Raw genomic sequence first — 23,313 nt, 5'->3', positions numbered from 1 at the left:
TCTGTGGCGCTGGCTCAGCCCTGTGCCGTCACCGGCAGTTCTAGGATGAAGCGTGTCCAGCCATTCGCCGACTCGCAGCGAATAGCGCCACCATGGGCCTGGACGATGGAGCGGGCGATGGCCAGGCCCAGCCCGGCATGCTCGGCGCCGCCTTCGCGGCGCGCCGGGTCGGCGCGGTAGAAGCGGTCGAACAGGCGCTCGCGCTGTGCGGCGGGAATCTCCGGGCCCTGGTTGGCCACCTCGATGCGCACTTTGGCACCCTGTGGTGCGGCGCTCAGGCGCAGCTCGCCGCCACGCGGGGTGAAGCGCAGGGCGTTGTCGATCAGGTTGCTCAGGGCGCGGTGCAGCAGGGCGCGGTCGGCGCTCAGCCCGGCCTGGCCATCGACCTGCAGCCGCACCCCGGCCTCCTCGGCCAGGGGCGCGAAGTACTCGGCCAGCGCCGCCAGTTCGCGTTCCAGCGCCAGCGTCTCGCGGCGGGTCTGCAGCAGGCCGTTATCGGCCTTGGCCAGCAGCAGCATGTCGCCGACCATCTGCGCCAGGTGCTGCAGCTCCTCCAGGTTGGAGTGCAGGGCTTCCTGGTAGTCCTCCAGGGCGCGCGGCTGGCTGAGGATGACCTGGGTCTGGGTGAGCAGGTTGGACAGCGGCGTGCGCAGCTCGTGGGCGATGTCGGCGGAGAAGGCCGAGAGGCGGGCGAAGGCGTCTTCCAGGCGCGCCAGCATGGCGTTGAAGGATTCGGCCAGTTCGCCCAGTTCGGCCGGCAGGGCGTCCGCCGGCAGGCGCGCGGTCAGCGAGCTGGCGGAGACCTGCTGGGTCACCCGGGTCATTTGGCGCAGCGGACGCAGGCCGCGGCGCGCGACCCAGGCGCCGAGCAGGGCGGTGGCCAGGGCCGAGAGGCCGACGCACAGCCAGATCAGCCGCTGCATCTGTTCGAGGAAGTGCTGGTGGTGGGTGATGTCCAGCAGCAGGGTCAGGTGCAGGTCGCCCTGCTTCGCGTTCATCACCCGGTAGGCCGTGTCCTGGTGATTCCAGTGCTGGGTGTGCGGCAGGCTGTCCGGCAGCGAGCGGCTGCTGAACCAGACCTGACCGTCCGGCCCCTCGATGCGCAGCGCCAGTTCCGGGTGGCGCTGCAGCTCCTGCTCCAGTGCCGGGCGCCGCGCGGCCAGCGCGGTGGTGCTGGTCACGCCCTGCAGCAGCTCGGTGAACACCGCCAGCTTGCCCTGCAGCTGCTGCTGGTCCAGCTCGATGAAGTGCATCTCGCTGGCGCGGCTGAACAGGACGCCGGCCAGCAGCGCCACGGCGGCGGTGCAGGCGGCGAACAGCAGGGCCAGGCGGTTGGCCAGCGACATCAGGCGCGCGCCTCGAGGACATAGCCCATGCCGCGCACGGTGTGGATCAGCGGTTGGGTGAAGCCGTCGTCGACCTTGGCGCGCAGGCGGCGGATGGCCACCTCGATGACGTTGGTGTCGCTGTCGAAGTTCATGTCCCACACCTGCGAGGCGATCAGCGACTTGGGCAGCACCTCGCCCTGGCGGCGCAGCAGCAGCTCCAGCAGGGCGAACTCCTTGGCGGTCAGCTCGATGCGCTGGCCGGCGCGTTCGGCGCGGCGGCGCAGCAGGTCCAGGGACAGGTCGGCCAGTTGCAGCTGCTGCTCCTGCGGGGTGCCATGGCCGCGGCGCAGCAGGGTGCGCACCCGCGCCAGCAGCTCGGTGAAGGCGAAGGGCTTGACCAGGTAGTCGTCGGCGCCGGCCTCCAGGCCGCGTACGCGGTCTTCCACCGCATCGCGGGCGGTGAGAAACAGCACCGGCACGTCCAGCCCGGCCGCGCGCACGCTGCGCAGGATCTGCCAGCCGTCGCGACCGGGCAGCATCACGTCGAGGATCAGCAGGTCATGCTCGCCGGACAGCGCCAGCTGCTCGCCGCTCATGCCATCGCCGGCCAGCTCCACGGCGAAGCCGGCCTCGGCCAGGCCCTGGCGCAGGTACTGGCCGGTCTTGGGTTCGTCTTCGACGATCAGCAGTTTCATCTGGGACTCACAGTCTGGGGCTCTCGGCCTGGGCTCGACAGGGACGTTGCCGGCTTTATACGCCAGGCGCCGGCCTGAATGAACCAAGCTGACAAAGTTGTAATCTTCGCGTCAGCTTGGCGCCAGCGGCGGCTCTCTAGAGTGGCGACACAACCACGATGGAGTTTCGCCATGTCCGCACGTTTTCTCCTGCCGCTGCTCTGTGCCCTCAGCCTGCCGGCGCTGGCAGATAAAGGCCATCACGCCTTCGGCAAGCCGACCAAGGCGGCCGATGCCGATCGCACCGTCGAGATCACCCTGGGCGACATGTACTACGAACCGGCCTCGGTGCAGGTCAAGGCCGGCGAGACCGTGCGCTTCGTGCTGAAGAACGAGGGCGCGCTGCTGCACGAGTTCAGTCTGGGCGACGCCGCCATGCATGCCGAGCACCAGAAGCACATGCTGATGATGCAGCAGATGGGCATGCTGACGCCGACCTCCATGCAGCACGACATGAGCAAGATGGATCACAGCCAGCATGACATGAGCGGCATGCAGCACGGCAAGATGACCCACGACGACCCCAACACGGTGATGCTCGAGCCCGGGCAGAGCGCCGAGCTGACCTGGACCTTCGCCCAGGCTACCGGCCTGGAGTTCGCCTGCAACATCCCCGGGCACTACCAGGCGGGCATGGTCGGCAGTGTCGAGGTGCAGCCGTGAAACGCCTGCTACTTGCCACCGGCCTGCTGGGCCTGAGCCTGGCAGCCCAGGCCGGCCGCTACGAACTGGTGATCGACGAGGGCCAGGTGCGCTTTTCCGACGGCGCGCGTCCGGCGCTGACCGTCAACGGCCAGAGCCCGGCGCCGGAGCTGCGCTTCCAGGAAGGCGAGGAAGTCGAAATCGCCGTCACCAACAAGCTCGACCGCATGACCGCGCTGCACTGGCACGGCATCATCCTGCCCTACACCCAGGACGGCGTGCCGGGTATCAGCTTCCCCGGCATCCAGCCCGGCGAGACCTTCACCTACCGCTTCACCCTCAACCAGTCCGGCACCTACTGGTACCACGCCCATGCCGACTTCCAGGAGCAGGAGGGTATCTACGGCCCGCTGATCGTCGAGCCGAAGAAGCGCGAGCCGTATCGTTACGACCGCGAGTACACCGTGCTGCTGTTCGACTGGCAGGACGAGAAGCCGGAGCGCACCCTGGCCAACCTGAAGAAGCAGGCCGACTACTACAACGACCAGCAGCCGACCCTCGGTGATCTGCTGCGTGACGCCAAACGCGATGGTTGGGGCGCGGCGCTCAAGGACCGCTGGGACTGGGGCAACATGCGCATGGCCAAGACCGACATCGCCGATGTCAGCGGCTTCCGCTTCCTGGTCAACGGCCGCGACAGCGAGCAGAACTGGACCGCGCTGTTCAAGCCGGGCGAGCGAGTGCGTCTGCGCATCATCAACGGTTCGGGCATGAGCTACTTCGACCTGCGCATCCCCGGCCTGGCCATGACCGTGGTGCAGGCCGACGGCAACGACGTGCAGCCGGTGGTGGTGGATCAGCTGCGCATTGCCGTGGCCGAGACCTATGACGTGATCGTCCAGCCGCGCGAGGACAAGGCCTACACCCTGTTCGCCGAGTCCATGGACCGGCGTGGCTATGCCCGCGCCACCCTGGCGCCGCGCCCCGGCATGCAGGGCGAGGTGCCGGCGCTGCGCGAGCCGCGCCTGCTGACCATGGCCGACATGGGCATGGCCCATGCCGTGATGGACCACGGTGGCATGGATCACTCGGACATGGCGGGTATGGATCATTCCCAGATGGCTGGGATGGACCATTCGCAGATGGCCGGCATGGATCATGGCGCGATGAACCACGCGGCCATGACCCAGGCGAACAATCCGGACTACGCCGCCGGTAGCGGTATCGCCCCCGAGCCGGTGGACGGTGGACGGGTGCTGGTCTACGGCGACCTCAAGGCCATGCGCCCGGCCGCCGGCTACCGAGCGCCGGACCGTACCATCGAACTGCAGCTGACCGGCAACATGGAACGCTACTTCTGGTCGTTCAACGGCGTGAAGTACTCCGAGGCCGAGCCGATCCGTCTCAAGTTCGGCGAGCGGGTGCGCTTCCGCTTCGTCAACCAGACCATGATGAACCACCCCATGCACCTGCACGGCATGTGGATGCAGTTGGACAAGGGCAACGGCCAATTCAACCCGCTCAAGCACGTGGTCAACGTGGCGCCGGGGCAGACCCTGGAAGTGGACGTGCCGGTCGACGCCATGGGCGAGTGGGCCTTCCACTGCCACCTGATCTACCACATGGGCAGCGGCATGTTCCGCAAGATCGTGGTGGAGGCGGCCGATGGCAGTACCCAGCCGTTCTACAGTGAGCAATCGGCGGCCAAGGAGAGCGAACATGCGCACCATTAATCTGTTGCCGGCCCTGCTGCTGGCCACCCCGGCGCTGGCCATGGAACAACATATGGACGCCATGCCGGTGGCCAAATTGGCCGTCGATCATCTGGAGCAGCGCTTCGACGGTGACGAGCAGGCCTTGGCCTGGGAGCTGGAGGCGACCTATGGCAACGACCTGCACAAGGCGGTGCTGAAGAGCAGTGGTGAGCGCGCCGAGGGCGGGCCCACCGAGTCCAGCGAGACCCAGCTGCTGTACCGGCGCATGGCTAGCGAGTTCTTCGACTGGCAGGCTGGCCTGCGCCACGACGACCAGCCGGGGCCTTCACGCGCCTATGCGGTGCTCGGCCTCAAGGGCCTGGCGCCGCAGTGGATCGAGCTGGACGCCAACCTGTTCGTCAGCGAGCGCGGCGACCCCTCGCTGCGCGTCGAGGCCGAATACGAGCTGCTGCTGACCCAGCGCTGGGTGCTGGAGCCCAAGCTGGAGTACGACCTGGCCCTGGCCGACGACCGCGACCTGGGCGTTGGCGCCGGTGGCAGCACCCTGGAAGCGGGGCTGCGCCTGAACTACCGGGTCAGCCCGCAGTTCTCGCCCTATGTCGGCTATGTCTGGGAGAAGAGCTACGGCCGCACGGGCGACTGGCTGCGCGAGGAGGGCGAGCACGACGAGGAGGGCGCCTGGGTGGTGGGGTTGAAGTTCTGGCTCTGAGCCCCGGGGCCGTAGGGTGGGTGAAACCCGCGAGCCGCAATGCGCGGGTTTCACCCGCCCTACGCATAGCCTGTAGCCCGGATGCAATCCGGGAAGCAGGCTACTCCGCCCCCGGATTGCATCCGGGCTACGGGTGACGAGAGGGCGGTGGGCATGGAGTACAATGCCCGCCGTTTTTCGTTTTCCAGGCCATCGCCATGCAGCATCCCGCCGAACACTCGCCGCTGGGCAAATCCAGCGAGTACGTTTCCCAGTACGCCCCCGAACTGCTGTTCCCCATCTCCCGCACCACCAAGTGGGCCGAACTGGGGCTGGAGGCCGGCAAGCTGCCGTACCAGGGCGTGGACTATTGGAACTGCTACGAGCTGTCCTGGCTGACGCCCTCCGGCAAGCCGATGGTGGCCATCGGCGAGTTCGCCATTCCGGCCGACTCGCCGAACATTATCGAGTCCAAGTCGTTCAAGCTCTACCTCAACTCGCTGAACCAGAGCTCATACGCCAGCGCGGCGGATGTCGAAGCGGTGCTGGCGCGCGACCTGTCCGCCTGCGCCGGTGCGCCGGTGCGCGTGCGTGTACGCAGTCTCGACGAGGTGGCTGCCGAGGGCGTGGCGACCTTGCCGGGGCGTTGCATCGACGACCTGGAGATCGCGGTCAGCGACTACGCCCATCCGCGGCCGGAGCTGCTGCGCTGCGCTGACGAGGTGGTGGAGGAGGTGCTCTACAGCCACCTGCTGAAATCCAACTGCCCGGTCACCGGCCAGCCGGACTGGGGCACCCTGGTGGTCGACTACCGCGGCCCGCGCCTGGATGCGGCGAGCCTGCTGGCCTATGTGGTGAGCTTCCGCCAGCACCAGGACTTCCATGAGCAGTGCGTGGAGCGAGTGTTCCTCGACCTGCAGCGCCTGCTGCAGCCCGAGCGGCTGACGGTGTATGCACGCTATGTGCGCCGTGGCGGGCTGGACATCAACCCCTACCGCAGCACCGAGGCGATCGCGCTGGACAACCGCCGCCTGGTGCGCCAGTAACGAAAAAGCCCGCGGATGCGGGCTTTTTGTTGGGCGCTCGGGCTAGATGCCCATATTGGCCAGGCTCTGCAGGATATTGCGCAGGGTGCCGGTGAGGGTCGGGTGCTGGCTCTCGAAACGCTCCACCGCCAGGTTGACGCCGTCGACCAGGGTGGCATCCGGGTCGCTGGCCAGCTCCTTGGCCAGTTTCAGGTCGATCTGCTGCATCAGTTCGAGCAGGGCGGCGCGGTCTTCGGTATCCAGCGGCGTGTCGCTGGCGAGTTCCTCGCGCAGTTGCTGGAGGTGTTGCTGCAGGCGTGCGGGCATGGTCGTCTCCTTCTCCGGATGATGCACGGTTGACCCCTGGTCTCGCCCGGGGTTCGCCGCCACATAGCTGAAGGTTAATCCACGCGGCACGCTCCTGCCTGATCCAGAGCAGGTCGCGGCGAGATTTGGATTTCAGGGTTTTTCGCCTTTCTGGCGGCGCACGGCCAGGTCCTGCAGGCAGGCCGGCAGCTCGCCGGGGTGGTCGATCACCGAGTGGGCGCCGAGGCGATAGAGGTCGAGGGTGGTCTGCGCTCGCAGCTTATCGCGCTCACCGGCAGCCAGGGCCTGCCAGTCGCCCAGGGCCAGGCCGCAGGGAGCACCGCAGCTGGCCAGGCCGATACACCATAGCCCGGCGTTGAGGCCAGCCTGCAGCAGGCGCGGTTCGCTGGCGATCAGCACGCAGCCGTCCAGTCTGTCCACTTGCAGCTCGGCCAGTGCCTGCCAGATCGCGTCCGGGGCCGGCCAGGGGCGGGCAGCGTTCGGGCGGCTGGCGCGGATGCTCGACGGCAGCACTTCGGCCAGCAGGCGACAGGCCGTTTGCGGCAGTTCATCCAGCCAGGCATGCGGCAGTTGCTGGCGGCTCAGATCGTGGAGCAGCTCCGGCACGCCCGGCAGCGCCTCCGCGCATTCGGCCGCGCTGGCCAGCAGCGCGGGCAGCAACTCGGGGGCGTGCGGGTCGTCGGGCAGTCGCTCCAGGCCACTGTGCTGCAAGGCCACCGGCAAGGTGCGGGCACCGTGGTCGACCAGGCAGCCGGTCAGGCCGAACAGCAGGGCATTGAATATTGGCGCAGGCATGGCGGACTCGCTTCCCCGGGGGTGTGGGGCAGGGTAACCAGGCCGTGTGACGAACCCGTGACGGCTAGGCGCCCATGACCTGGCGCACGCTCTGCGGCACCGCAACCGAGGCGTTGCTGGCGTGGTCGACCCACACCAGCTTGCAGTGCCCCTCGCCATAGCAACTGTGCGGGTCCTCCAGGGTGGTCAGGCGGTGTTCGACCACCAGGCTGCTGCGGCCCACGGCGCCGGCGTACAGCTCGATGACCACGGTGGCCGGGTGCACCACCGGCTTCAGGTAGGTGTGCAGGGTCTGCAGCACCACCGGGCCCTGCGGCGCGTGGTCGATGTCGATGCCGACGCGGGCGAACCAGTCCACCCGGGCTTCCTGGACATATTCCAGGTAGACGGTGTTGTTGACGTGGCCGTAGTTGTCCATGTCGCCCCAGCGAACCGGGATATGGGCGATATGGAGGAGGCGTTTATCCGACATGCTGGAGTCCGCTATGCTGCTGCCATATGGGGGCGGCGGTGGTTATACTGCGCGGCCTCACAGATTCCCGGGCGGCCGCGGGCCGCCACACTACTGATGCCAAGGAGAGACTGCAAATGCCCATGATCGGTGCGAGCTGGATCACCCGCCTGTGCGCGATCGGTGCGCTGGTGCTGCTGCCGCTGGCGGCCTCGGCCGAAGAGGACCCCTGGGAGTCCTTCAACCGTCCCGTCTTCCGCTTCAACGACACCCTCGATACCTATGCCCTGAAGCCCGTGGCCAAGGGTTACCAGGCGGTGACGCCGCAGTTCCTCGAGGATGGCGTGCACAACGTGTTCCGCAACATCGGCGATGTCGGCAACCTGGCCAACGATCTGCTGCAGGGCAAGCTGCACGATGCCGGCGTCGACACCGGCCGGCTTATCTTCAATACCACTTTCGGCCTGCTGGGCTTCTTCGATGTGGCCAGCGAGATGGGCCTGCAGCGCAACGACGAGGACTTCGGCCAGACCCTCGGGGCCTGGGGAGTCGGCAGCGGTCCCTACCTGGTGATCCCATTCCTCGGTCCGAGCAGCCTGCGCGATGCTCCGGCCAAGATTCCGGACAGCTATCTGACGCCCTATCCCTACATCGACCATGTGCCGACGCGCAATGTCACCCGCGCAGTCAACGTGGTCGACACCCGCGCCAGCCTGCTGTCGGCGGAGAAGATGGTCAGCGGCGACAAGTACATCTTCATTCGCAACGCCTACCTGCAGAACCGCGAGTTCCGCGTGAAGGACGGCGAGGTGGTGGACGACTTCTGAGTCGTCCGGACAAGAAAGCAGAAAGGCGGCCTGGGCCGCCTTTCTCGTTTTCAGCTCATCGACAGGATGGCCAGGCCGATGGAGGTTCGGCCATCGTCCAGCGGTGTCACCCGCACCACTTCCGCCTGGGCATCGAGCCCCTTGAGTTCGCTGTGGTCGGAGGGGATGTGCACTTTCACCCGGTCACCCATGGCGACCTGACAGTCGGCCTCCACCTGCATGCCGGTACTGGAAAGGTCGAGGCACTGGGCCTGGAATTCCTTGCCGGCGTGGTGAAGGATGACCGGTGCTTCCAGTCGCATGCGGATGAAGTCACGTTTCTCGCTGTAGGCACGATCGTTCTGGCTCATGGACCCTGTCCTCTTGTTTTTCGGGTGCTCCCCGACGGTCTTATAACCCCCGCCGATTTGAGGTGTAAAGGCGCCGGGCGACAATCGGCAGCGGCTTGAATCGCCTGGCGGATGGGAGTACCGTCTGCGCCGTGAATCGTCCGAGCGCAGGTGTTGCTGTCCCCGCCGGTCGGCAAATCCAATCTCTCTCCGGCGTCGTTTGCCTGGATGGCCCATGCACAAACCCAGCGCCAAGCTGCTGATAATCGATGATGACGAGGTGGTGCGAGCGAGCCTCGCCGCCTATCTAGAGGACAGTGGTTTCCAGGTCCTGCAGGCCGGAAACGGGCTGCAGGGACTGGAAGTGTTCGAACGCGAACAACCCGACCTGATCATCTGCGATCTGCGCATGCCACAGATCGACGGCCTCGAGCTGATCCGCCGGATCAGTGCGCTCAACAGCGAGATCCCGGTCATAGTCGTTTCCGGGGCGGGGGTGATGAGCGATGCGGTCGAGGCCCTGCGTCTGGGCGCTGCCGACTACCTGATCAAGCCCCTGGAAGACCTGGCCGTGCTGGAGCACTCGGTGCGCCGCGCGCTGGATCGCTTCCAGCTGCGCCTGGAGAACCAGCGCTACCGCGAGAAGCTGGAGACCGCCAATCGCGAGTTGCAGGCCAGCCTGCACCTGCTGCAGGAGGACCAGAACGCCGGGCGCCAGGTGCAGATGAACATGCTGCCGGTCACGCCCTGGCAGGCCGATGACCTGCAGTTCGCCCACCAGATCATCCCCTCGCTGTACCTGTCGGGCGATTTCGTCGACTACTTCCGCGTGGACGAGCACCGCGTGGCCTTCTACCTGGCCGATGTCTCCGGCCATGGCGCCTCGTCGGCCTTCGTCACCGTGCTGCTCAAGTTCATGACCACGCGCCTGCTCTACGAGTGGAAGCGCAACGGCGTGTTGCCGGAGTTCAAGCCCTCCGATGTGCTCGGCCATATCAACCGTGGCCTGATCAACTGCAAGCTGGGCAAGCACGTGACCATGCTCGGCGGGGTGATCGACCAGCAGAGCGGCACCCTGACCTACAGCATCGGCGGCCATCTGCCGCTGCCGGTGCTGTTCAGCGAGGGCGAGGCCCGCTATCTGGACGGGCGCGGCCTGCCGGTGGGGCTGTTCGATGAGGCCAGCTACAAGGATCAGGTCATGCAGTTGCCGCAGTCCTTCAGCCTGAGCCTGATGTCCGACGGCATCCTGGACCTTTTGCCTGGCGACACGCTCAAAGAGAAGGAGGCCGCGCTGCCACGACTGGTCAGCCAGGCCGGAGGCACGTTGGATGGCCTGCGCCAGGTGTTCGGGCTGGCCAATCTGCGCGATATGCCGGATGATATTGCCTTGCTGGTGTTGAGCAGGAACCTTGCATGAATCCTGGGAATAGCCCCGGTAGGATCCAGTTCGCCGAGCAGGACGGTACCTTCGTCCTGAAGTTCGTCGGTGAAATCCGCCTGACCCTGTGTTCGGCGCTGGATGCAACGATCGAAAAAATCTTCTCTGCGCTGAATTTTTCGGCGATCGTCATTGATCTGACAGAAACCCGCAGCATCGACAGCACCACTCTCGGTCTGCTGGCCAAGCTCTCCATCCTCTCGCGGCAGAAGATCGGCCTGTTGCCCACCGTGGTCACCACCCACGAGGACATCACCCGCCTGCTGCAGTCGATGGGCTTCGATCAGGTGTTCAACATCGTCGACCGGCCGATTCCCTGTCCGGAATGCCTGAGCGACCTGCCGTCGCAGGATCAGTCGGAAGAGGTGGTCAAGGCCAAGGTGCTGGAAGCCCATCGCATCCTCATGGGGCTCAACGAGTCCAACCGCGAGGCCTTCCATGACTTGGTGAGCGCCCTGGAACGCAGCTGACCGTGTAAACGGGCATGAAAAAGGGCGATATCCCCGCGGATATCGCCCTTTTCGTTTGCGCCTGGGTTAGTGGCGGGCGGCCAGCAGGGCCTCCAGCTTCTCCTGGTCGCGGGCGAACAGGCGGATGCCCTCGGCCAGCTTCTCGGTGGCCATGGCGTCCTCGTTCATGGCCCAGCGGAAGGCGCTCTCGTCCAGTGCCTGGCGTGCTTCGCCGGTGCCGGGGGTGAGGGTGCGCGGCAATTGGCCCTGGTCGTCGGCCAGCTGCTGGAGCAGCTCGGGGCTGATGGTCAGGCGGTCGCAGCCGGCCAGCTGCTCGATCTGGCCCAGGTTGCGGAAGCTCGCGCCCATCACCACGGTGTCGTAGCCGTTGGCCTTGTAGTACTGGTAGATGCGCGACACGGACTTCACGCCCGGGTCCTCGGCGCCGACGAAGTCGCGGCCCTCGGCCTTTTTGTACCAGTCGTAGATGCGCCCGACGAAGGGCGAGATGAGGAACACGCCGGCGTCCGCGCAGGCCACGGCCTGGGCGAAGGAGAACAGCAGGGTCAGGTTGGTCTGGATGCCGGCCTTCTCCAGCTGCTCGGCGGCGCGGATGCCTTCCCAGGTCGAGGCGATCTTGATCAGCACCCGCTCGCGGCCGATGCCGGCCTGCTCGTACAGGCCGATGAGGCGCTCGGCGCGGCGCAGGGTAGCCTGGGTATCGAAGGACAGGCGAGCGTCCACCTCGGTGGAGATGCGCCCCGGGATCACCTTGAGGATTTCCTGGCCGACGGCCACGCCGAAGCGGTCGCAGGCCAGGCCCAGATCGCCGGCGCAGCCCTGCACGGCCTTGCCCAGCAGCTCGGCATAGCGGGGCAGGGCTGCGGCCTTGAGCAGCAGTGAGGGGTTGGTGGTGGCGTCCACCGGCTTGAGCCGGCTGATGGCGTCGAGGTCGCCGGTGTCGGCGACCACGGTGGTGTACTGCTTGAGTTGGTCCAGCTTGGAGGTCATGACGAGGCCCTGTCGTTACATGTCTCCGACCTTACCCGAGCCGTGCGGAGCGCTTCAATGTCTGGCGCGGGCTTTTCCGCTGCTGGCGTCGGGCTGGGGCAGAGAAGCGCTGCCGTGCGCGCTGGAATGATCGTCTCAGTGGCCGGCGAGCAGTTCGATGGCCTGGTTGAGCAGGGCCAGCGGGTCCTGGGTCTTGTGCACGTCCACCGAGAGCAGCTGGCGGAAGCGCCGCGCACCTGGAAAGCCCTGGGCCAGGCCCAGCACATGGCGGGTGACGTGGTGCATGGCGCCGCCCTCGGCGAGGTGCCGTTCGATGTAGGGGCGCATGCGCGTTAGCGCCTCGGCGCGGCTGATCACCGGGCTGTCTAGGTCGAACAGCTGCTGGTCGACCTGCGCCAGCAGGTAGGGATTATGGTAGGCCTCGCGGCCCAGCATCACGCCGTCGAAGGTCTGCAGGTGCTGCTGGCACTCTTCCAGGGTCTTGATGCCGCCGTTGAGGATGATTTCCAGATCGGGAAAGTCGCGCTTGAGCTGCGCAGCGACGTCGTAGCGCAGCGGCGGGATTTCGCGGTTCTCCTTGGGCGACAGGCCTTCGAGAATGGCGATGCGCGCATGCACGGTGAAGCTGGGGCAGCCGGCCTCGCGCACCGTGCCGACGAAGTCGCACAGCTCGGCGTAGCTGTCGCGGCCGTTGATGCCGATGCGGTGCTTGACCGTGACCGGGATGTCCACCGCGTCGCGCATGGCCCTGACGCAGTCGGCCACCAGCTGCGGATGCCCCATCAGGCAGGCGCCGATCATGTTGTTCTGCACCCGGTCGCTGGGACAGCCGACGTTGAGATTGACCTCGTCATAACCATGCTCTTCAGCCATCCGTGCGCAGGCCGCCAGATCAGCAGGATTGCTGCCGCCCAGCTGCAGGGCCAGTGGGTGCTCGCAGTCGTGATAGCGCAGGAAGCGCTGGGCATCGCCATGCAGCAGGGCGCCGGTGGTGACCATCTCGGTATAGAGCAGGGCGCGGCTGGACAGCTGGCGCAGGAAGAAGCGGCAGTGGCGGTCGGTCCAGTCCATCATCGGCGCCACGGAGAAGCGGCGGGAAGGCTCTGGTCGCTGTATGGAGTTCGGCATGGTCGGTGTGCGCTGCGGAAAAACGGCGGGCATTCTAGCGTACTTGGCGACAGGCCGATGGCTCGGCTGCTAAGCTGCTGGCAGGTTTCATGCGTAGGGAGATGACAACATGCAAAGCAGATACTGGCTGGCGGCGCTGGCCCTGGGATGCAGCCTGCAGGTGGGCGCGACCAGCTTCGTGGTAACCACCGACGGCATGGTCAATACGGTGGATGCCACCACCGATGTCACCTCGTCCACCTTCGGTGACGACAAGGTGGTGCGCGAGGCCAAGGACGACGCGGCGAGCTTCGTTGCCAGTCGCGGCGATATCCGTGGTGCGCATCTGGAGGCGGCCTTCCAGCACATCCGTGGCAAGCTGCCGGAGCTGCAGCTGGATGACATGCAGCTGGCGCAGGCCATCCTGGCATTGTGATCGGCGCGGTGAAATGAAAAACGGCGCCCGAGGGCGCCGTTTCCGTTTGCGGTCGGTGTTACAGGCCCAGCTTGTCGCGCAGGCTGTAGTACCAGGCGCCCATGGCGGTGAAGGGCACGCGGAACAGGCGACCACCCGGGAAGGGGTAGTGCGGCAGGCTGCCGAAGGCGTCGAAACGCTCGGCCTGGCCACGCAGGGCTTCGGCGAGGATCTTGCCGGCCAGGTGGGTGTAGGTCACGCCGTGGCCGCTGCAGCCCTGCGAGTAGTAGATGTTGTCGCCGATGCGACCGACCTGCGGCAGGCGCGACAGGGTCAGCAGGAAGTTGCCGGTCCAGGCGTAGTCGATCTTCACGCCTTTCAGCTGCGGGAAGGTCTTGAGCATCATCGGGCGGATCATCGCCTCGATGTTGGCCGGGTCCTTGGCGCCGTAGACCACGCCGCCGCCGTAGATCAGGCGACGGTCGCCGGTCAGGCGGAAGTAGTCAAGCAGGTAGTTGCAGTCTTCCACACAGTAGTCCTGCGGCAGCAGGCTCTTGGCCATTTCCTCGCTCAGCGGCTCGGTGGCGATCACCTGACTGCCGCAGGGCATGGTCTTGGCGGCCAGTTCCGGCACCAGGTTGCCCAGATAGGCGTTGCCGGCGACCACGATGAACTTGGCCTTCACGCGGCCTTCGGGAGTATGCACCACCGGGTTGGCGCCGCGCTCGATGCGCACGGCCGGACTCTGTTCGTAGATGATGCCACCCAGGCTTTCCACGGCCGCGGCTTCGCCGAGCGCCAGGTTCAGCGGATGGATGTGGCCGCCGCTCATGTCGAGCATGCCGCCGATGTAGTTCTCGGTCTTGACCACTTCACGGATGCGCTGGGCGTCCATGATCTCCAGCTGGGTATGGCCGAAGCGCTCCCACAGCTTCTTCTGCGCTTCCAGGTGCTTCATCTGCTTGGGCGTGAAGGCGGCGAACACGCCACCGTCCTTCAGGTCGCACTTGATGTCGTACTTGGCGATACGCTCGCGAATGATGCGGCCACCTTCGAAGGCCATCTGGCCCATCAGTTGGGCCTGCTTGGGGCCGACGGTACGTTCGATCACGTCGATGTCGCGGCTGTAGCTATTGACGATCTGGCCGCCGTTGCGACCGGAGGCGCCGAAGCCAACCTTGGCGGCCTCGACGATGCTGACCTTGAAGCCGTTCTCCAGCAGGAACAGGGCGGTGGAGAGGCCGGTGTAGCCGGCGCCGATGATACAGACATCGGTCTCGGTCTCGCCCTGCAGCGCCGGGCGCTGCGGAACCGGATTGGCCGAAGCGGCGTAGTAGGACTGGGGGTAGGAGGTGTGCGCCATATTTGAACCTATGTTCTTTATTTTTTACGGAATGAGCGGATGCTACCCGAGTCAAAATGCGCCGGCTAGCCTCTGTGCAAAATTTTCAACGTGGCGCTGTGCGGCAAAAAATCCACTTTTTCAGAGGCTTAGCGAAAAAAGGTGTTGACACCCCGGCGAATCTCCCTAAAATGCGCCTCCATTGCAGGCACATAGCTCAGTTGGTTAGAGCACCACCTTGACATGGTGGGGGTCGTTGGTTCGAGTCCAATTGTGCCTACCAAATCCGAAAGGGGTCGTTGATACGACCCCTTTTTTATTGGCTGCTTGCCAGAGAATAGGCTTTCTGGAAGCATCCGCGATTCTGTTTACTTCCAGTGACTCTGGTTCGGTTCCGGTTGGCCCGCAAGGCTCCTGCCATCGTCAGGCAGGTATACCGCCGGATCGCTTCCTGGCTCATCCCAACCCATGTGACCTTTGGTAGGGGTCACCACTAGGAGAGGAGGCGCCATGCCCACCATTACTCTTCCCGACGGCAGTCAGCGTTCGTTCGATCATCCGGTATCCGTGCTCGAGGTGGCCCAGTCCATCGGTGCTGGCCTGGCCAAGGCCACTCTGGCCGGCAAGGTCAACGGCAAGCAGGTGGATGCCTGCGATCTGATCGAGACCGACGCGACCCTGCAGATCATCACGCCGAAGGATGAAGAGGGGCTGGAGATCATTCGCCACTCCTGTGCCCACCTGGTTGGTCACGCGGTCAAGCAGCTCTACCCGAGCGCCAAGATGGTGATCGGCCCGGTGATCGAGGAGGGCTTCTATTACGACATCGCCATTGATCGCCCCTTCACGCCCGAAGACATGGCGGCCATCGAGAAGCGCATGGCCGAGCTGATCGACAAGGACTACGACGTCATCAAGAAGATGACGCCGCGTGCCGAGGTCATCGAGCTGTTCAAGGCGCGCGGCGAGGAATACAAGCTGCGCCTGATCGACGACATGCCGGACGAGAAGGCCATGGGCCTGTACTTCCATGAAGAATACGTGGACATGTGCCGTGGCCCGCACGTGCCCAATACCCGCTTCCTCAAGTCCTTCAAGCTGACCAAGATATCCGGCGCCTACTGGCGCGGCGACTCGAAGAACGAGCAGCTGCAGCGCATCTACGGCACCGCCTGGGCGGACAAGAAGCAGCTGGCGGCCTATATCCAGCGTATCGAGGAGGCCGAGAAGCGCGACCATCGCCGTATCGGCAAGCAGCTGGACCTGTTCCACCTGCAGGAAGAGGCGCCGGGCATGGTGTTCTGGCATCCGAACGGCTGGACCGTCTATCAGGTGCTGGAGCAGTACATGCGCCAGGTGCAGCGCGAGCACGGCTATGTCGAGGTGCGCACGCCGCAGGTGGTCGACCGCATCCTCTGGGAGCGCTCGGGGCACTGGTCGAACTATGCCGAGAACATGTTCACCACCAACTCGGAAAACCGCGACTACGCGGTGAAGCCGATGAACTGCCCGTGCCATGTGCAGATCTTCAATCAGGGGCTGAAGTCTTACCGCGACCTGCCGCTGCGTCTGGCCGAATTCGGTGCCTGCCATCGCAACGAGCCGTCCGGTGCGCTGCACGGCATCATGCGTGTGCGCGGCTTCACCCAGGATGATGCGCACATCTTCTGCACCGAGGATCAGGTGAAGAAGGAGGCGGCCGATTTCATCAAGCTGACCCTGCAGGTCTACGCCGACTTCGGCTTCTCCGACATCGCCATGAAGCTATCCACTCGTCCGGCCAAGCGCGTAGGTTCCGACGAGCTGTGGGATCGCGCCGAAACCGCCCTGGCCGATGCGCTGAACGAATCCGGCCTGGCCTGGGAATACCAGCCGGGCGAGGGGGCTTTCTATGGTCCTAAGATCGAGTTCACCCTCAAGGACTGCCTTGGTCGCAACTGGCAGTGCGGTACCCTGCAGTACGATCCGAACCTGCCGGAGCGCCTGGATGCCAGCTATATCGCCGAAGATAACGGGCGCAAGCGTCCGGTGATGCTGCATCGCGCCATCCTGGGTTCCTTCGAGCGTTTCATCGGCATGCTCATCGAACATTACGCCGGGCAGTTCCCGGTCTGGCTGGCGCCGACCCAGGCGGTGGTGATGAATATCACCGACAAGCAGGCCGATTTTGCCCTGGAAGTCGAGAAAACCCTCAATCAAAGCGGATTTCGTGCCAAGTCCGACTTGAGAAACGAAAAAATCGGCTTTAAAATCCGCGAGCATACTTTGCTCAAGGTTCCCTATCTCCTGGTTATTGGCGACAGGGAAGTTGAGACACGATCCGTTGCTGTGCGTACCCGCGAAGGTGTCGACCTGGGCTCCATGCCTCTGGAACAATTCGCCGATCAGCTCAAGCAAGCGGTTTCCCGGCGTGGTCGCCAAGATTCGGAGTAATCATTATTAAGCGTGAAATGAGACAGGATAAGCGGGCCGCCCCCAAGGCGCCTATCAACGAGAACATTACCGCTCGTGAGGTCCGCCTGATTGGTGCGGATGGCGAGCAGATCGGTATTGTTTCGATCGATGAAGCACTGCGCGTGGCCGAAGAGGCCAAGCTGGATCTGGTAGAGATCTCGGCTGACGCAGTTCCGCCGGTTTGCCGCATCATGGACTACGGCAAGCACCTGTTCGAGAAGAAGAAGCAGGCTGCTGCTGCGAAGAAGAACCAGCATCAGCAACAGATCAAAGAAATCAAGTTTCGTCCAGGGACGGAAGAAGGGGATTACCAGGTAAAACTACGCAACCTGGTACGTTTCCTTAATGAAGGGGACAAGGCCAAGGTATCCTTGCGATTCCGTGGTCGTGAGATGGCCCACCAGGAGCTGGGGATGGAACTGCTGAAGCGGGTCGAAAACGACCTCGCCGAAATCGGTACCGTCGAACAGCATCCTAAGCTGGAAGGACGCCAGCTGATGATGGTCATCGCTCCCAAGAAGCGTAAATAACCTCCCGGGCACTGGCAGGCCTGATGGTTATCAGTTGTTAATGAATGCGGAGTACAAAACATGCCAAAGATGAAAACCAAAAGCGGCGCGGCCAAGCGTTTCCTGAAAACCGCGGCCGGCTACAAGCACAAGCACGCTTTCAAGAGCCACATCCTGACCAAAATGTCCACCAAGCGTAAGCGTCAACTGCGCGGTAGCGAGCTGATGCATCCGTCGGACAAGGCAAAAGTCGAGCGCATGCTGCGCGTTCGTTAATCGGTCAAGATACTTAGAGGTAAATACTCATGGCTCGTGTTAAGCGTGGCGTTATCGCTCGTGCTCGTCACAAAAAAATCCTGAAACTCGCCAAAGGCTACTACGGTGCGCGTTCGCGCGTGTTCCGCGTTGCCAAGCAGGCTGTGATCAAGGCAGGCCAGTACGCCTACCGTGACCGCCGTCAGCGCAAGCGTCAGTTCCGCGCTCTGTGGATCGCTCGTATCAACGCCGGTGCTCGTCAGAACGGTCTGTCCTACAGCCGTCTGATCGCTGGTCTGAAGAAAGCGACCATCGAGATCGATCGTAAGGTTCTGGCCGATCTGGCAGTGAACGAAAAAGCGGCGTTTGCTGCGATTGTCGAGAAAGCTAAGGCCGTTCTGGCTTAAGTCCCCCGACAATCACCGGGCTTGCCCGGTGGCAACGTCAAAGATAGGGGAAGAGCCTTCGAGCTCTTCCCCTATTTCGTATCTGGAGTCCGTACATGGAAAACCTGGATGCATTGGTCTCGCAAGCGCTTGAGGCCGTGCAAAACACCGCAGACGTCAACACCCTGGAGCAGCTCCGGGTGCAGTATCTCGGCAAGAAGGGTGAGCTCACCGCCCTGATGCAGACCCTCGGCAAACTCTCCGCCGAAGAGCGTCCGCAGGCCGGCGCCCTGATCAATGCCGCCAAGAACCAGGTTCAGGACGCCCTGAACGCCCGCAAGTCCGTGCTGGAGCAGGCTCTGCTCGCCGAGAAGCTGGCGTCCGAGCGCATCGACGTGACCCTGCCGGGCCGCGGCCAGGCCTCAGGTGGCCTGCATCCGGTCACCCGTACCCTGGAGCGCGTCGAGCAGTTCTTCACCCACATCGGCTACAGCGTGGCCGAGGGTCCTGAAGTCGAAGACGACTACCACAACTTCGAAGCCCTCAACATTCCCGGCCACCACCCGGCGCGGGCGATGCACGACACCTTCTATTTCAATGCGAACATGCTGCTGCGCACTCACACCTCGCCGGTGCAGGTGCGCACCATGGAATCGCAGCAGCCGCCGATCCGCATCGTCTGCCCCGGCCGCGTCTACCGCTGCGACTCCGATATCACCCACTCGCCGATGTTCCACCAGGTCGAAGGCCTGCTAGTCGACGAGGGCATCAGCTTCGCCGACCTCAAGGGCACCATCGAGGAATTCCTCCGGGTGTTCTTCGAGAAGCCGCTGGGCGTGCGTTTCCGTCCGTCCTTCTTCCCCTTCACCGAGCCGTCGGCCGAAGTCGACATGCAGTGCGTAATGTGCTCCGGCAAGGGCTGCCGCGTGTGCAAGCAGACCGGCTGGCTGGAAGTGATGGGCTGCGGCATGGTCCATCCGAATGTGCTGCGCATGTCCGGCATCGATCCGGAGAAGTACCAGGGCTTCGCCTTCGGCATGGGCGTCGAGCGCCTGGCCATGCTGCGTTACGGCGTCAATGACTTGCGCCTGTTCTTCGATAACGACCTGCGGTTCCTGGCGCAATTCCGCTAGCCGCACGACCCGTATCGAATTCGCTTAAGGAGAACAGACAGCATGAAATTCAGTGAACAGTGGCTGCGCAGCTGGGTGAACCCGGCGGTCTCGCGCGACGAACTGGTGGCCCGCCTGTCCATGGTCGGCCTGGAAGTGGACGCCGTGATCCCGGTCGCCGGCCAGTTCAGCGGCGTGGTGGTGGGCGAGATCCTCAGTGCCGAACAGCACCCGGACGCCGACAAGCTGCGCGTGTGCCAGGTCAGCAACGGCAGCGCCACCTTCCAGGTGGTCTGCGGCGCGCCCAATGCGCGTGCCGGCATCAAGATCCCCTTCGCCATGATCGGTGCCGAGCTGCCGGGCGACTTCAAGATCAAGCAGGCCAAGCTGCGCGGCGTGGAGTCCCAGGGCATGCTCTGCTCGGCCTCCGAGCTGCAGATCAGCGACGACAACAGCGGCCTGATGGAGCTGGCGGCGGACGCCCCTGTCGGCCAGGACGTCCGTGCTTACCTCGGCCTGGACGATGCCAGCATCGAGATCGGCCTGACCCCCAACCGTGGTGACTGTCTGTCGCTCGCCGGCCTGGCCCGCGAAGTCGGCGCCATCTATGGCGCGCAGGTTACGGCGGTGTCCATCGCGCCGGTTGCCGCCGCGCATGACGAAGTGCGCCCTGTCGAAGTGCTGGCGCCCAAGGCCTGCCCGCGCTACCTGGGCCGTGTCATCCGCAACGTCGATCTGTCCAAGCCGACTCCGCTGTGGATGGTCGAGCGCCTGCGCCGTTCCGATATCCGCAGCATCGACGCCGCCGTCGACATCACCAACTACGTGATGCTCGAGCTCGGCCAGCCGATGCACGCCTTCGACCTCGCCGAGATCAACGGCGGCATCCGCGTGCGCATGGCGGAAGAGGGCGAGAAGCTGGTCCTGCTGGATGGCCAGGAAGTCAGCCTGCGCGCCGACACCCTGGTGATCGCCGACCACAACCGCGCCCTGGCCATCGCCGGCGTGATGGGGGGCGAGCACAGCGGTGTCAGCGGCAAGACCCGCGACCTGTTCCTCGAGAGCGCCTTCTTCGACACCATCTCGGTGGCCGGCAAGGCTCGCTCCTATGGCCTGCATACCGACTCCTCGCACCGCTTCGAGCGTGGTGTGGACTCGCAGCTGGCGCGCAACGCCATGGAGCGCGCCACCGAGCTGCTGTTGGAGATAGTCGGCGGCGAAGCCGGCCCGATCATCGAAGTGGCCAGCGCCGCCGACCTGCCGAACGTCGCACCGATCACCCTGCGTGCCGAGCGCATCAGCCAGATGCTGAGCATGGACATGGACGGTGCCGAGGTCGAGCGCCTGCTCACCGCGCTGGGCCTGGGCGTGACCGCTCAGGGCGCTGGCCAGTGGCTGGTCAGCGTGCCGAGCCACCGCTTCGATATCAGCCTGGAAGTGGACCTGATCGAAGAGCTGGGCCGCCTGTACGGCTACAACCGCCTGCCGGTGCGTTACCCGCAGGCTCGTCTGGCGCCGCAGGCCAAGGCTGAAGCCCGTGCCGAGCTGCCGGCCCTGCGCCGCCTGCTGGTTGCTCGCGGCTATCAGGAAGCCATCACCTACAGCTTCATCGATCCCAAGCTGTTCGAGCTGTTCAGCCCGGGCGTGGCGCCGCTGCAGCTGGCCAACCCGATCTCCGCCGACATGGCCGCCATGCGTTCCTCGCTGTGGCCAGGCCTGGTCAAGGCGCTGGAGCACAACCTCAATCGCCAGCAGTCGCGCGTGCGCCTGTTCGAGAGCGGCCTGCGTTTCGTCGGCCAGCTCGAAGGTCTGCAGCAGGAAGCCATGCTGGCGGGTGTGATCAGCGGCAGCCGCCTGCCGGAAGGCTGGGCCAACGGCCGAGAGAGCGTGGACTTCTACGACCTCAAGGCCGACGTCGAGGCGCTGCTGGGCTATGCCGGTGCCGCCGATGCCTTCAGCTTTGTACCTGGCGAGCACCCGGCTCTGCATCCGGGCCAGACCGCGCGTATCGAGCGGGAAGGGCGCCTGGTCGGCTTCATGGGGGCGCTGCACCCGGAGCTGGCCAAGACCCTAGGCCTGGATCAGCCGGTGTTCCTCTTCGAGCTGGTACTGGCCGAAGTCGCCACCGGGCGCATGCCGGCGTTCAGCGAGTTGTCGCGCTTCCCCGAGGTGCGCCGTGACCTGGCGCTGCTGGTGGATCGCGAGCAGCCGGCCGAAGCCGTGCTCGCCACCATTCGCGAGGCCGCAGGCGAATGGCTGACTGACCTCAAGCTATTTGACGTCTATCACGGTAAAGGTATTGATCCACATAGAAAAAGCCTGGCAGTCGGCTTGACCTGGCAACATCCATCGCGCACTCTTAACGACGATGAGGTGAGTACAACTACGCAAAACATCATCACCTCGCTGGAAGAAAGGTTCAACGCCACGTTAAGGAAGTAGCGTATGGGGGCTCTGACGAAAGCTGAAATGGCGGAACGTCTGTATGAAGAGCTTGGCCTGAATAAGCGGGAAGCCAAGGAGTTGGTGGAGCTGTTTTTTGAGGAAATCCGCCACGCGCTGGAAGACAACGAGCAGGTCAAATTGTCCGGTTTCGGCAATTTTGACCTGCGCGATAAGCGTCAGCGCCCAGGTCGTAATCCCAAGACAGGCGAAGAAATCCCGATCACGGCTCGCCGTGTCGTCACCTTTCGTCCGGGCCAGAAATTGAAGGCCAGAGTAGAGGCATATGCTGGAACCAAGTCATAACGACGAGCTGCCGCCTATCCCTGGCAAACGCTACTTCACCATTGGCGAAGTCAGCGACCTCTGCGCCGTCAAGCCGCATGTTTTGCGTTACTGGGAGCAGGAGTTTCCCCAGCTCAATCCGGTGAAACGGCGGGGCAACCGCCGCTACTATCAGCGCCAGGACGTGCTGATGATCCGCCAGATCCGAGCCCTTCTGTACGACCAGGGTTTCACCATCGGCGGGGCGCGCCAGCGTCTCTCCGGCGACGAGGCCAAGGACGACACCACCCAGTACAAGCAGCTGATTCGGCAGATGATTGCCGAGCTTGAGGATGTTCTACTGGTACTGCGCAAATAAGCCTGTAGCAGTAAAAAAAACTTCCACAATTCAGCAGCTTAATGTAAAGTCCACCCCGCTTCCGGTAACACGGAAGCATCGTCGGGGCGTAGCGCAGCCCGGTAGCGCACTTGCATGGGGTGCAAGGGGTCGAGTGTTCGAATCACTCCGTCCCGACCAAAAAACCCTAAAAAATCCAGTCACTTAGCGGTGGCTGGATTTTTTTATGGGCGAATGTTTTGTCGGTCGGCTGAAATTTGTGCCACTTTTTGTGCCACCGGAATTTTTTGTTGCTATCGAGCCAGGTGCTGGCCCGCTGTCTGTCGCTCTAGTTCAGTGAGCTGGGGCCCGGCTTTCAAGAGGCTAACGAAGGACGGCAAGCGCATTCGGTGATTCTGGCTGGTATGGCCCGCGCCTTTTGGCTTGTAAAGCAGGCCTCAGGCTTTCATCGCTGCCATCAGAGCGCCACTTCCAGGCAAATTCAACACGCGTCTGAGGCTGTAGGCCGCATGCAGGCTCATCTCGGTGCTCACCTGCATGAGTGTTTGGGTGAGGAGTCGGTCGGTACACATCCAGGATTTCAGCAAGCCGAACGGTTGTTCTATCGTTTGGCGACGGATCCGCATGATCAATTGGCGCTTGAGCCAGGCGACTCTGCACCGCCTCGAGCAGGGTCTCATGCTCCCAGCGGCTCACCAGGCGCTGTGGGTACGGCTTACAGCGCGCTTCAACGTGCAACCTCGGAGCACGCGCTCCAGTAGTGGTGCGGTTTCAGCCCTTTCTCGATTTTTGCAAAGTGCCTAATCAGGCGCCTGCAAGCATTGGATCGTGGGTCTTTGTGGTCTGGCCTTATATTAGGTAAAAATTTTTACCTTAACTTTGTCCATGCTGTAACCTGCCTCTAAGC

The 23,313-nt window shown here is 64.2% G+C and carries 25 protein-coding genes, 2 tRNA genes and 1 pseudogene; 18 read left to right on the top strand and 10 right to left on the bottom strand.

The genetic code is table 11. The features are described from left to right. Positions 1–14: 14 nt before the first annotated feature. Both DMO17_RS08145 and DMO17_RS08140 read right to left on the bottom strand, forming a co-directional pair. Complete coding sequence (locus tag DMO17_RS08145; protein WP_110682006.1) at positions 15–1,346, bottom strand: heavy metal sensor histidine kinase; 1,332 nt, start codon at positions 1,344–1,346, stop codon at positions 15–17. Beyond that, entirely contained in the window at positions 1,346–2,023 is a 678-nt protein-coding gene (locus DMO17_RS08140) for a heavy metal response regulator transcription factor (RefSeq protein WP_110682005.1), read from the bottom strand. The genes DMO17_RS08145 and DMO17_RS08140 overlap by 1 nt, the downstream gene beginning before the upstream one ends. Before the next feature lie 171 nt (positions 2,024–2,194). On the opposite strand from DMO17_RS08140, the gene DMO17_RS08135 reads away from it, so the two are divergent. The 4 genes from DMO17_RS08135 to queF all read left to right on the top strand — a co-directional run bounded on the left by DMO17_RS08135 (position 2,195) and on the right by queF (position 6,153). Next, the gene (locus DMO17_RS08135; RefSeq protein ID WP_110682004.1) at positions 2,195–2,725 is read left to right on the top strand and encodes a cupredoxin domain-containing protein; all 531 of its coding nucleotides are present in this window, start codon (positions 2,195–2,197) and stop codon (positions 2,723–2,725) included. Then, positions 2,722–4,437, top strand: coding sequence for a copper resistance system multicopper oxidase (locus DMO17_RS08130; protein WP_110682003.1), 1,716 nt, complete (start codon positions 2,722–2,724; stop codon positions 4,435–4,437). Before DMO17_RS08135 ends, DMO17_RS08130 begins: the two co-directional genes overlap by 4 nt. After that, entirely contained in the window at positions 4,424–5,128 is a 705-nt protein-coding gene (locus DMO17_RS08125; protein ID WP_110682002.1) for a copper resistance protein B, read from the top strand. Before DMO17_RS08130 ends, DMO17_RS08125 begins: the two co-directional genes overlap by 14 nt. Before the next feature lie 197 nt (positions 5,129–5,325). Beyond that, positions 5,326–6,153, top strand: a complete 828-nt coding sequence (queF, locus tag DMO17_RS08120; protein ID WP_110682001.1) for an NADPH-dependent 7-cyano-7-deazaguanine reductase QueF — start codon at positions 5,326–5,328, stop codon at positions 6,151–6,153. Positions 6,154–6,195: 42 nt separating this feature from the next. On the opposite strand, the gene DMO17_RS08115 is transcribed toward queF, so the two are convergent. The 3 genes from DMO17_RS08115 to DMO17_RS08105 all read right to left on the bottom strand — a co-directional run bounded on the left by DMO17_RS08115 (position 6,196) and on the right by DMO17_RS08105 (position 7,726). Beyond that, complete coding sequence (locus tag DMO17_RS08115; RefSeq protein ID WP_110682000.1) at positions 6,196–6,459, bottom strand: DUF4404 family protein; 264 nt, start codon at positions 6,457–6,459, stop codon at positions 6,196–6,198. A 132-nt stretch (positions 6,460–6,591) separates the two neighbouring features. Beyond that, positions 6,592–7,254 carry an HAD family phosphatase gene (locus DMO17_RS08110; protein ID WP_110681999.1) on the bottom strand — a complete coding sequence of 221 codons (663 nt, stop codon included), beginning with the start codon at positions 7,252–7,254 and terminating at the stop codon, positions 6,592–6,594. 64 nt (positions 7,255–7,318) lie between these two features. Next, positions 7,319–7,726, bottom strand: a complete 408-nt coding sequence (locus tag DMO17_RS08105; protein WP_110681998.1) for an acyl-CoA thioesterase — start codon at positions 7,724–7,726, stop codon at positions 7,319–7,321. 116 nt (positions 7,727–7,842) lie between these two features. On the opposite strand from DMO17_RS08105, the gene DMO17_RS08100 reads away from it, so the two are divergent. After that, complete coding sequence (locus tag DMO17_RS08100; protein ID WP_110681997.1) at positions 7,843–8,532, top strand: MlaA family lipoprotein; 690 nt, start codon at positions 7,843–7,845, stop codon at positions 8,530–8,532. A gap of 50 nt (positions 8,533–8,582) precedes the next feature. On the opposite strand, the gene DMO17_RS08095 is transcribed toward DMO17_RS08100, so the two are convergent. Beyond that, positions 8,583–8,882: a PilZ domain-containing protein gene (locus tag DMO17_RS08095; protein ID WP_110681996.1), complete on the bottom strand. Its 300-nt coding sequence runs from the start codon at positions 8,880–8,882 to the stop codon at positions 8,583–8,585. A 214-nt stretch (positions 8,883–9,096) separates the two neighbouring features. Between DMO17_RS08095 and rssB the strand changes: the two genes are divergently transcribed. Together rssB and rssC are read left to right on the top strand one after the other, a co-directional pair. Further along, complete coding sequence (gene rssB, locus DMO17_RS08090) at positions 9,097–10,281, top strand: two-component system response regulator RssB (RefSeq protein WP_110681995.1); 1,185 nt, start codon at positions 9,097–9,099, stop codon at positions 10,279–10,281. Then, positions 10,278–10,772: an anti-sigma factor antagonist RssC gene (gene rssC, locus DMO17_RS08085; protein WP_110681994.1), complete on the top strand. Its 495-nt coding sequence runs from the start codon at positions 10,278–10,280 to the stop codon at positions 10,770–10,772. Before rssB ends, rssC begins: the two co-directional genes overlap by 4 nt. 66 nt (positions 10,773–10,838) lie before the next feature. On the opposite strand, the gene tal is transcribed toward rssC, so the two are convergent. Then, positions 10,839–11,762 carry a transaldolase gene (tal, locus tag DMO17_RS08080; protein WP_110681993.1) on the bottom strand — a complete coding sequence of 308 codons (924 nt, stop codon included), beginning with the start codon at positions 11,760–11,762 and terminating at the stop codon, positions 10,839–10,841. Between the two features lie 135 nt (positions 11,763–11,897). Continuing rightward, a complete protein-coding gene (gene dusA / locus DMO17_RS08075) occupies positions 11,898–12,890 on the bottom strand; it encodes a tRNA dihydrouridine(20/20a) synthase DusA (RefSeq protein ID WP_110681992.1) in 993 nt (330 codons plus the stop codon). 109 nt (positions 12,891–12,999) lie between these two features. Here dusA and DMO17_RS08070 point away from each other — a divergent pair, with 109 nt between their 5' ends. Then, the gene (locus tag DMO17_RS08070) at positions 13,000–13,305 is read left to right on the top strand and encodes a DUF2388 domain-containing protein (RefSeq protein ID WP_110681991.1); all 306 of its coding nucleotides are present in this window, start codon (positions 13,000–13,002) and stop codon (positions 13,303–13,305) included. A 58-nt stretch (positions 13,306–13,363) separates the two neighbouring features. On the opposite strand, the gene DMO17_RS08065 is transcribed toward DMO17_RS08070, so the two are convergent. Then, entirely contained in the window at positions 13,364–14,647 is a 1,284-nt protein-coding gene (locus DMO17_RS08065) for an NAD(P)/FAD-dependent oxidoreductase (RefSeq protein ID WP_110681990.1), read from the bottom strand. Positions 14,648–14,832: 185 nt separating this feature from the next. Here DMO17_RS08065 and DMO17_RS08060 point away from each other — a divergent pair. The 10 genes from DMO17_RS08060 to DMO17_RS08015 all read left to right on the top strand — a co-directional run bounded on the left by DMO17_RS08060 (position 14,833) and on the right by DMO17_RS08015 (position 22,586). Then, positions 14,833–14,909, top strand: a tRNA-Val gene (locus DMO17_RS08060). 227 nt (positions 14,910–15,136) lie between these two features. Continuing rightward, the gene (gene thrS / locus DMO17_RS08055) at positions 15,137–17,059 is read left to right on the top strand and encodes a threonine--tRNA ligase (RefSeq protein ID WP_110681989.1); all 1,923 of its coding nucleotides are present in this window, start codon (positions 15,137–15,139) and stop codon (positions 17,057–17,059) included. Next, positions 17,059–17,610 (top strand): translation initiation factor IF-3, encoded by a 552-nt coding sequence (gene infC / locus DMO17_RS08050; protein ID WP_181418765.1) that lies wholly within the window; start codon positions 17,059–17,061, stop codon positions 17,608–17,610. The genes thrS and infC overlap by 1 nt, the downstream gene beginning before the upstream one ends. A 60-nt stretch (positions 17,611–17,670) precedes the next feature. Then, entirely contained in the window at positions 17,671–17,865 is a 195-nt protein-coding gene (rpmI, locus tag DMO17_RS08045; RefSeq protein WP_021701550.1) for a 50S ribosomal protein L35, read from the top strand. Between the two features lie 29 nt (positions 17,866–17,894). After that, positions 17,895–18,251 carry a 50S ribosomal protein L20 gene (gene rplT / locus DMO17_RS08040; protein ID WP_068826439.1) on the top strand — a complete coding sequence of 119 codons (357 nt, stop codon included), beginning with the start codon at positions 17,895–17,897 and terminating at the stop codon, positions 18,249–18,251. Positions 18,252–18,346: 95 nt separating this feature from the next. After that, positions 18,347–19,363: a phenylalanine--tRNA ligase subunit alpha gene (gene pheS, locus DMO17_RS08035; protein WP_110681987.1), complete on the top strand. Its 1,017-nt coding sequence runs from the start codon at positions 18,347–18,349 to the stop codon at positions 19,361–19,363. Between the two features lie 42 nt (positions 19,364–19,405). Beyond that, on the top strand, positions 19,406–21,784 hold the full coding sequence (gene pheT / locus DMO17_RS08030; RefSeq protein ID WP_110681986.1) for a phenylalanine--tRNA ligase subunit beta: 2,379 nt from the start codon (positions 19,406–19,408) through the stop codon (positions 21,782–21,784). Positions 21,785–21,787: 3 nt separating this feature from the next. Next, entirely contained in the window at positions 21,788–22,090 is a 303-nt protein-coding gene (gene ihfA, locus DMO17_RS08025; protein WP_002553164.1) for an integration host factor subunit alpha, read from the top strand. Continuing rightward, a complete protein-coding gene (locus DMO17_RS08020; RefSeq protein ID WP_043310659.1) occupies positions 22,071–22,427 on the top strand; it encodes a MerR family transcriptional regulator in 357 nt (118 codons plus the stop codon). The genes ihfA and DMO17_RS08020 overlap by 20 nt, the downstream gene beginning before the upstream one ends. An 82-nt stretch (positions 22,428–22,509) precedes the next feature. Beyond that, a tRNA-Pro gene (locus DMO17_RS08015) sits at positions 22,510–22,586 on the top strand. A 257-nt stretch (positions 22,587–22,843) separates the two neighbouring features. Here DMO17_RS08015 and DMO17_RS19835 read toward each other — a convergent pair. Then, positions 22,844–23,235, bottom strand: a pseudogene (locus tag DMO17_RS19835) (IS5/IS1182 family transposase); the annotation flags it as partial. Positions 23,236–23,313 lie beyond the last annotated feature (78 nt).

This window comes from Aquipseudomonas alcaligenes, assembly GCF_003205495.1.
Classification (GTDB): Bacteria; Pseudomonadota; Gammaproteobacteria; order Pseudomonadales; family Pseudomonadaceae; genus Aquipseudomonas; species Aquipseudomonas alcaligenes_B.
The sequence above is the reverse complement of the archived record's forward strand: the minus strand, read 5'-3'. Positions and strand labels throughout refer to the sequence as shown.

What these genes read in the sequence shown, in the direction of transcription:
- DMO17_RS08145 (WP_110682006.1), bottom strand. Translation starts at nt 1,346, where the DNA reads ATGTCGCTGGCCAACCGCCTGGCCCTGCTGTTCGCCGCCTGCACCGCC.
- DMO17_RS08140 (WP_110682005.1), bottom strand. Translation starts at nt 2,023, where the DNA reads ATGAAACTGCTGATCGTCGAAGACGAACCCAAGACCGGCCAGTACCTG.
- DMO17_RS08135 (WP_110682004.1), top strand. Translation starts at nt 2,195, where the DNA reads ATGTCCGCACGTTTTCTCCTGCCGCTGCTCTGTGCCCTCAGCCTGCCG.
- DMO17_RS08125 (WP_110682002.1), top strand. Translation starts at nt 4,424, where the DNA reads ATGCGCACCATTAATCTGTTGCCGGCCCTGCTGCTGGCCACCCCGGCG.
- queF (WP_110682001.1), top strand. Translation starts at nt 5,326, where the DNA reads ATGCAGCATCCCGCCGAACACTCGCCGCTGGGCAAATCCAGCGAGTAC.
- DMO17_RS08115 (WP_110682000.1), bottom strand. Translation starts at nt 6,459, where the DNA reads ATGCCCGCACGCCTGCAGCAACACCTCCAGCAACTGCGCGAGGAACTC.
- DMO17_RS08110 (WP_110681999.1), bottom strand. Translation starts at nt 7,254, where the DNA reads ATGCCTGCGCCAATATTCAATGCCCTGCTGTTCGGCCTGACCGGCTGC.
- DMO17_RS08105 (WP_110681998.1), bottom strand. Translation starts at nt 7,726, where the DNA reads ATGTCGGATAAACGCCTCCTCCATATCGCCCATATCCCGGTTCGCTGG.
- DMO17_RS08100 (WP_110681997.1), top strand. Translation starts at nt 7,843, where the DNA reads ATGCCCATGATCGGTGCGAGCTGGATCACCCGCCTGTGCGCGATCGGT.
- DMO17_RS08095 (WP_110681996.1), bottom strand. Translation starts at nt 8,882, where the DNA reads ATGAGCCAGAACGATCGTGCCTACAGCGAGAAACGTGACTTCATCCGC.
- rssB (WP_110681995.1), top strand. Translation starts at nt 9,097, where the DNA reads ATGCACAAACCCAGCGCCAAGCTGCTGATAATCGATGATGACGAGGTG.
- rssC (WP_110681994.1), top strand. Translation starts at nt 10,278, where the DNA reads ATGAATCCTGGGAATAGCCCCGGTAGGATCCAGTTCGCCGAGCAGGAC.
- tal (WP_110681993.1), bottom strand. Translation starts at nt 11,762, where the DNA reads ATGACCTCCAAGCTGGACCAACTCAAGCAGTACACCACCGTGGTCGCC.
- dusA (WP_110681992.1), bottom strand. Translation starts at nt 12,890, where the DNA reads ATGCCGAACTCCATACAGCGACCAGAGCCTTCCCGCCGCTTCTCCGTG.
- DMO17_RS08070 (WP_110681991.1), top strand. Translation starts at nt 13,000, where the DNA reads ATGCAAAGCAGATACTGGCTGGCGGCGCTGGCCCTGGGATGCAGCCTG.
- DMO17_RS08065 (WP_110681990.1), bottom strand. Translation starts at nt 14,647, where the DNA reads ATGGCGCACACCTCCTACCCCCAGTCCTACTACGCCGCTTCGGCCAAT.
- thrS (WP_110681989.1), top strand. Translation starts at nt 15,137, where the DNA reads ATGCCCACCATTACTCTTCCCGACGGCAGTCAGCGTTCGTTCGATCAT.
- rpmI (WP_021701550.1), top strand. Translation starts at nt 17,671, where the DNA reads ATGCCAAAGATGAAAACCAAAAGCGGCGCGGCCAAGCGTTTCCTGAAA.
- rplT (WP_068826439.1), top strand. Translation starts at nt 17,895, where the DNA reads ATGGCTCGTGTTAAGCGTGGCGTTATCGCTCGTGCTCGTCACAAAAAA.
- pheS (WP_110681987.1), top strand. Translation starts at nt 18,347, where the DNA reads ATGGAAAACCTGGATGCATTGGTCTCGCAAGCGCTTGAGGCCGTGCAA.
- pheT (WP_110681986.1), top strand. Translation starts at nt 19,406, where the DNA reads ATGAAATTCAGTGAACAGTGGCTGCGCAGCTGGGTGAACCCGGCGGTC.
- ihfA (WP_002553164.1), top strand. Translation starts at nt 21,788, where the DNA reads ATGGGGGCTCTGACGAAAGCTGAAATGGCGGAACGTCTGTATGAAGAG.
- DMO17_RS08020 (WP_043310659.1), top strand. Translation starts at nt 22,071, where the DNA reads ATGCTGGAACCAAGTCATAACGACGAGCTGCCGCCTATCCCTGGCAAA.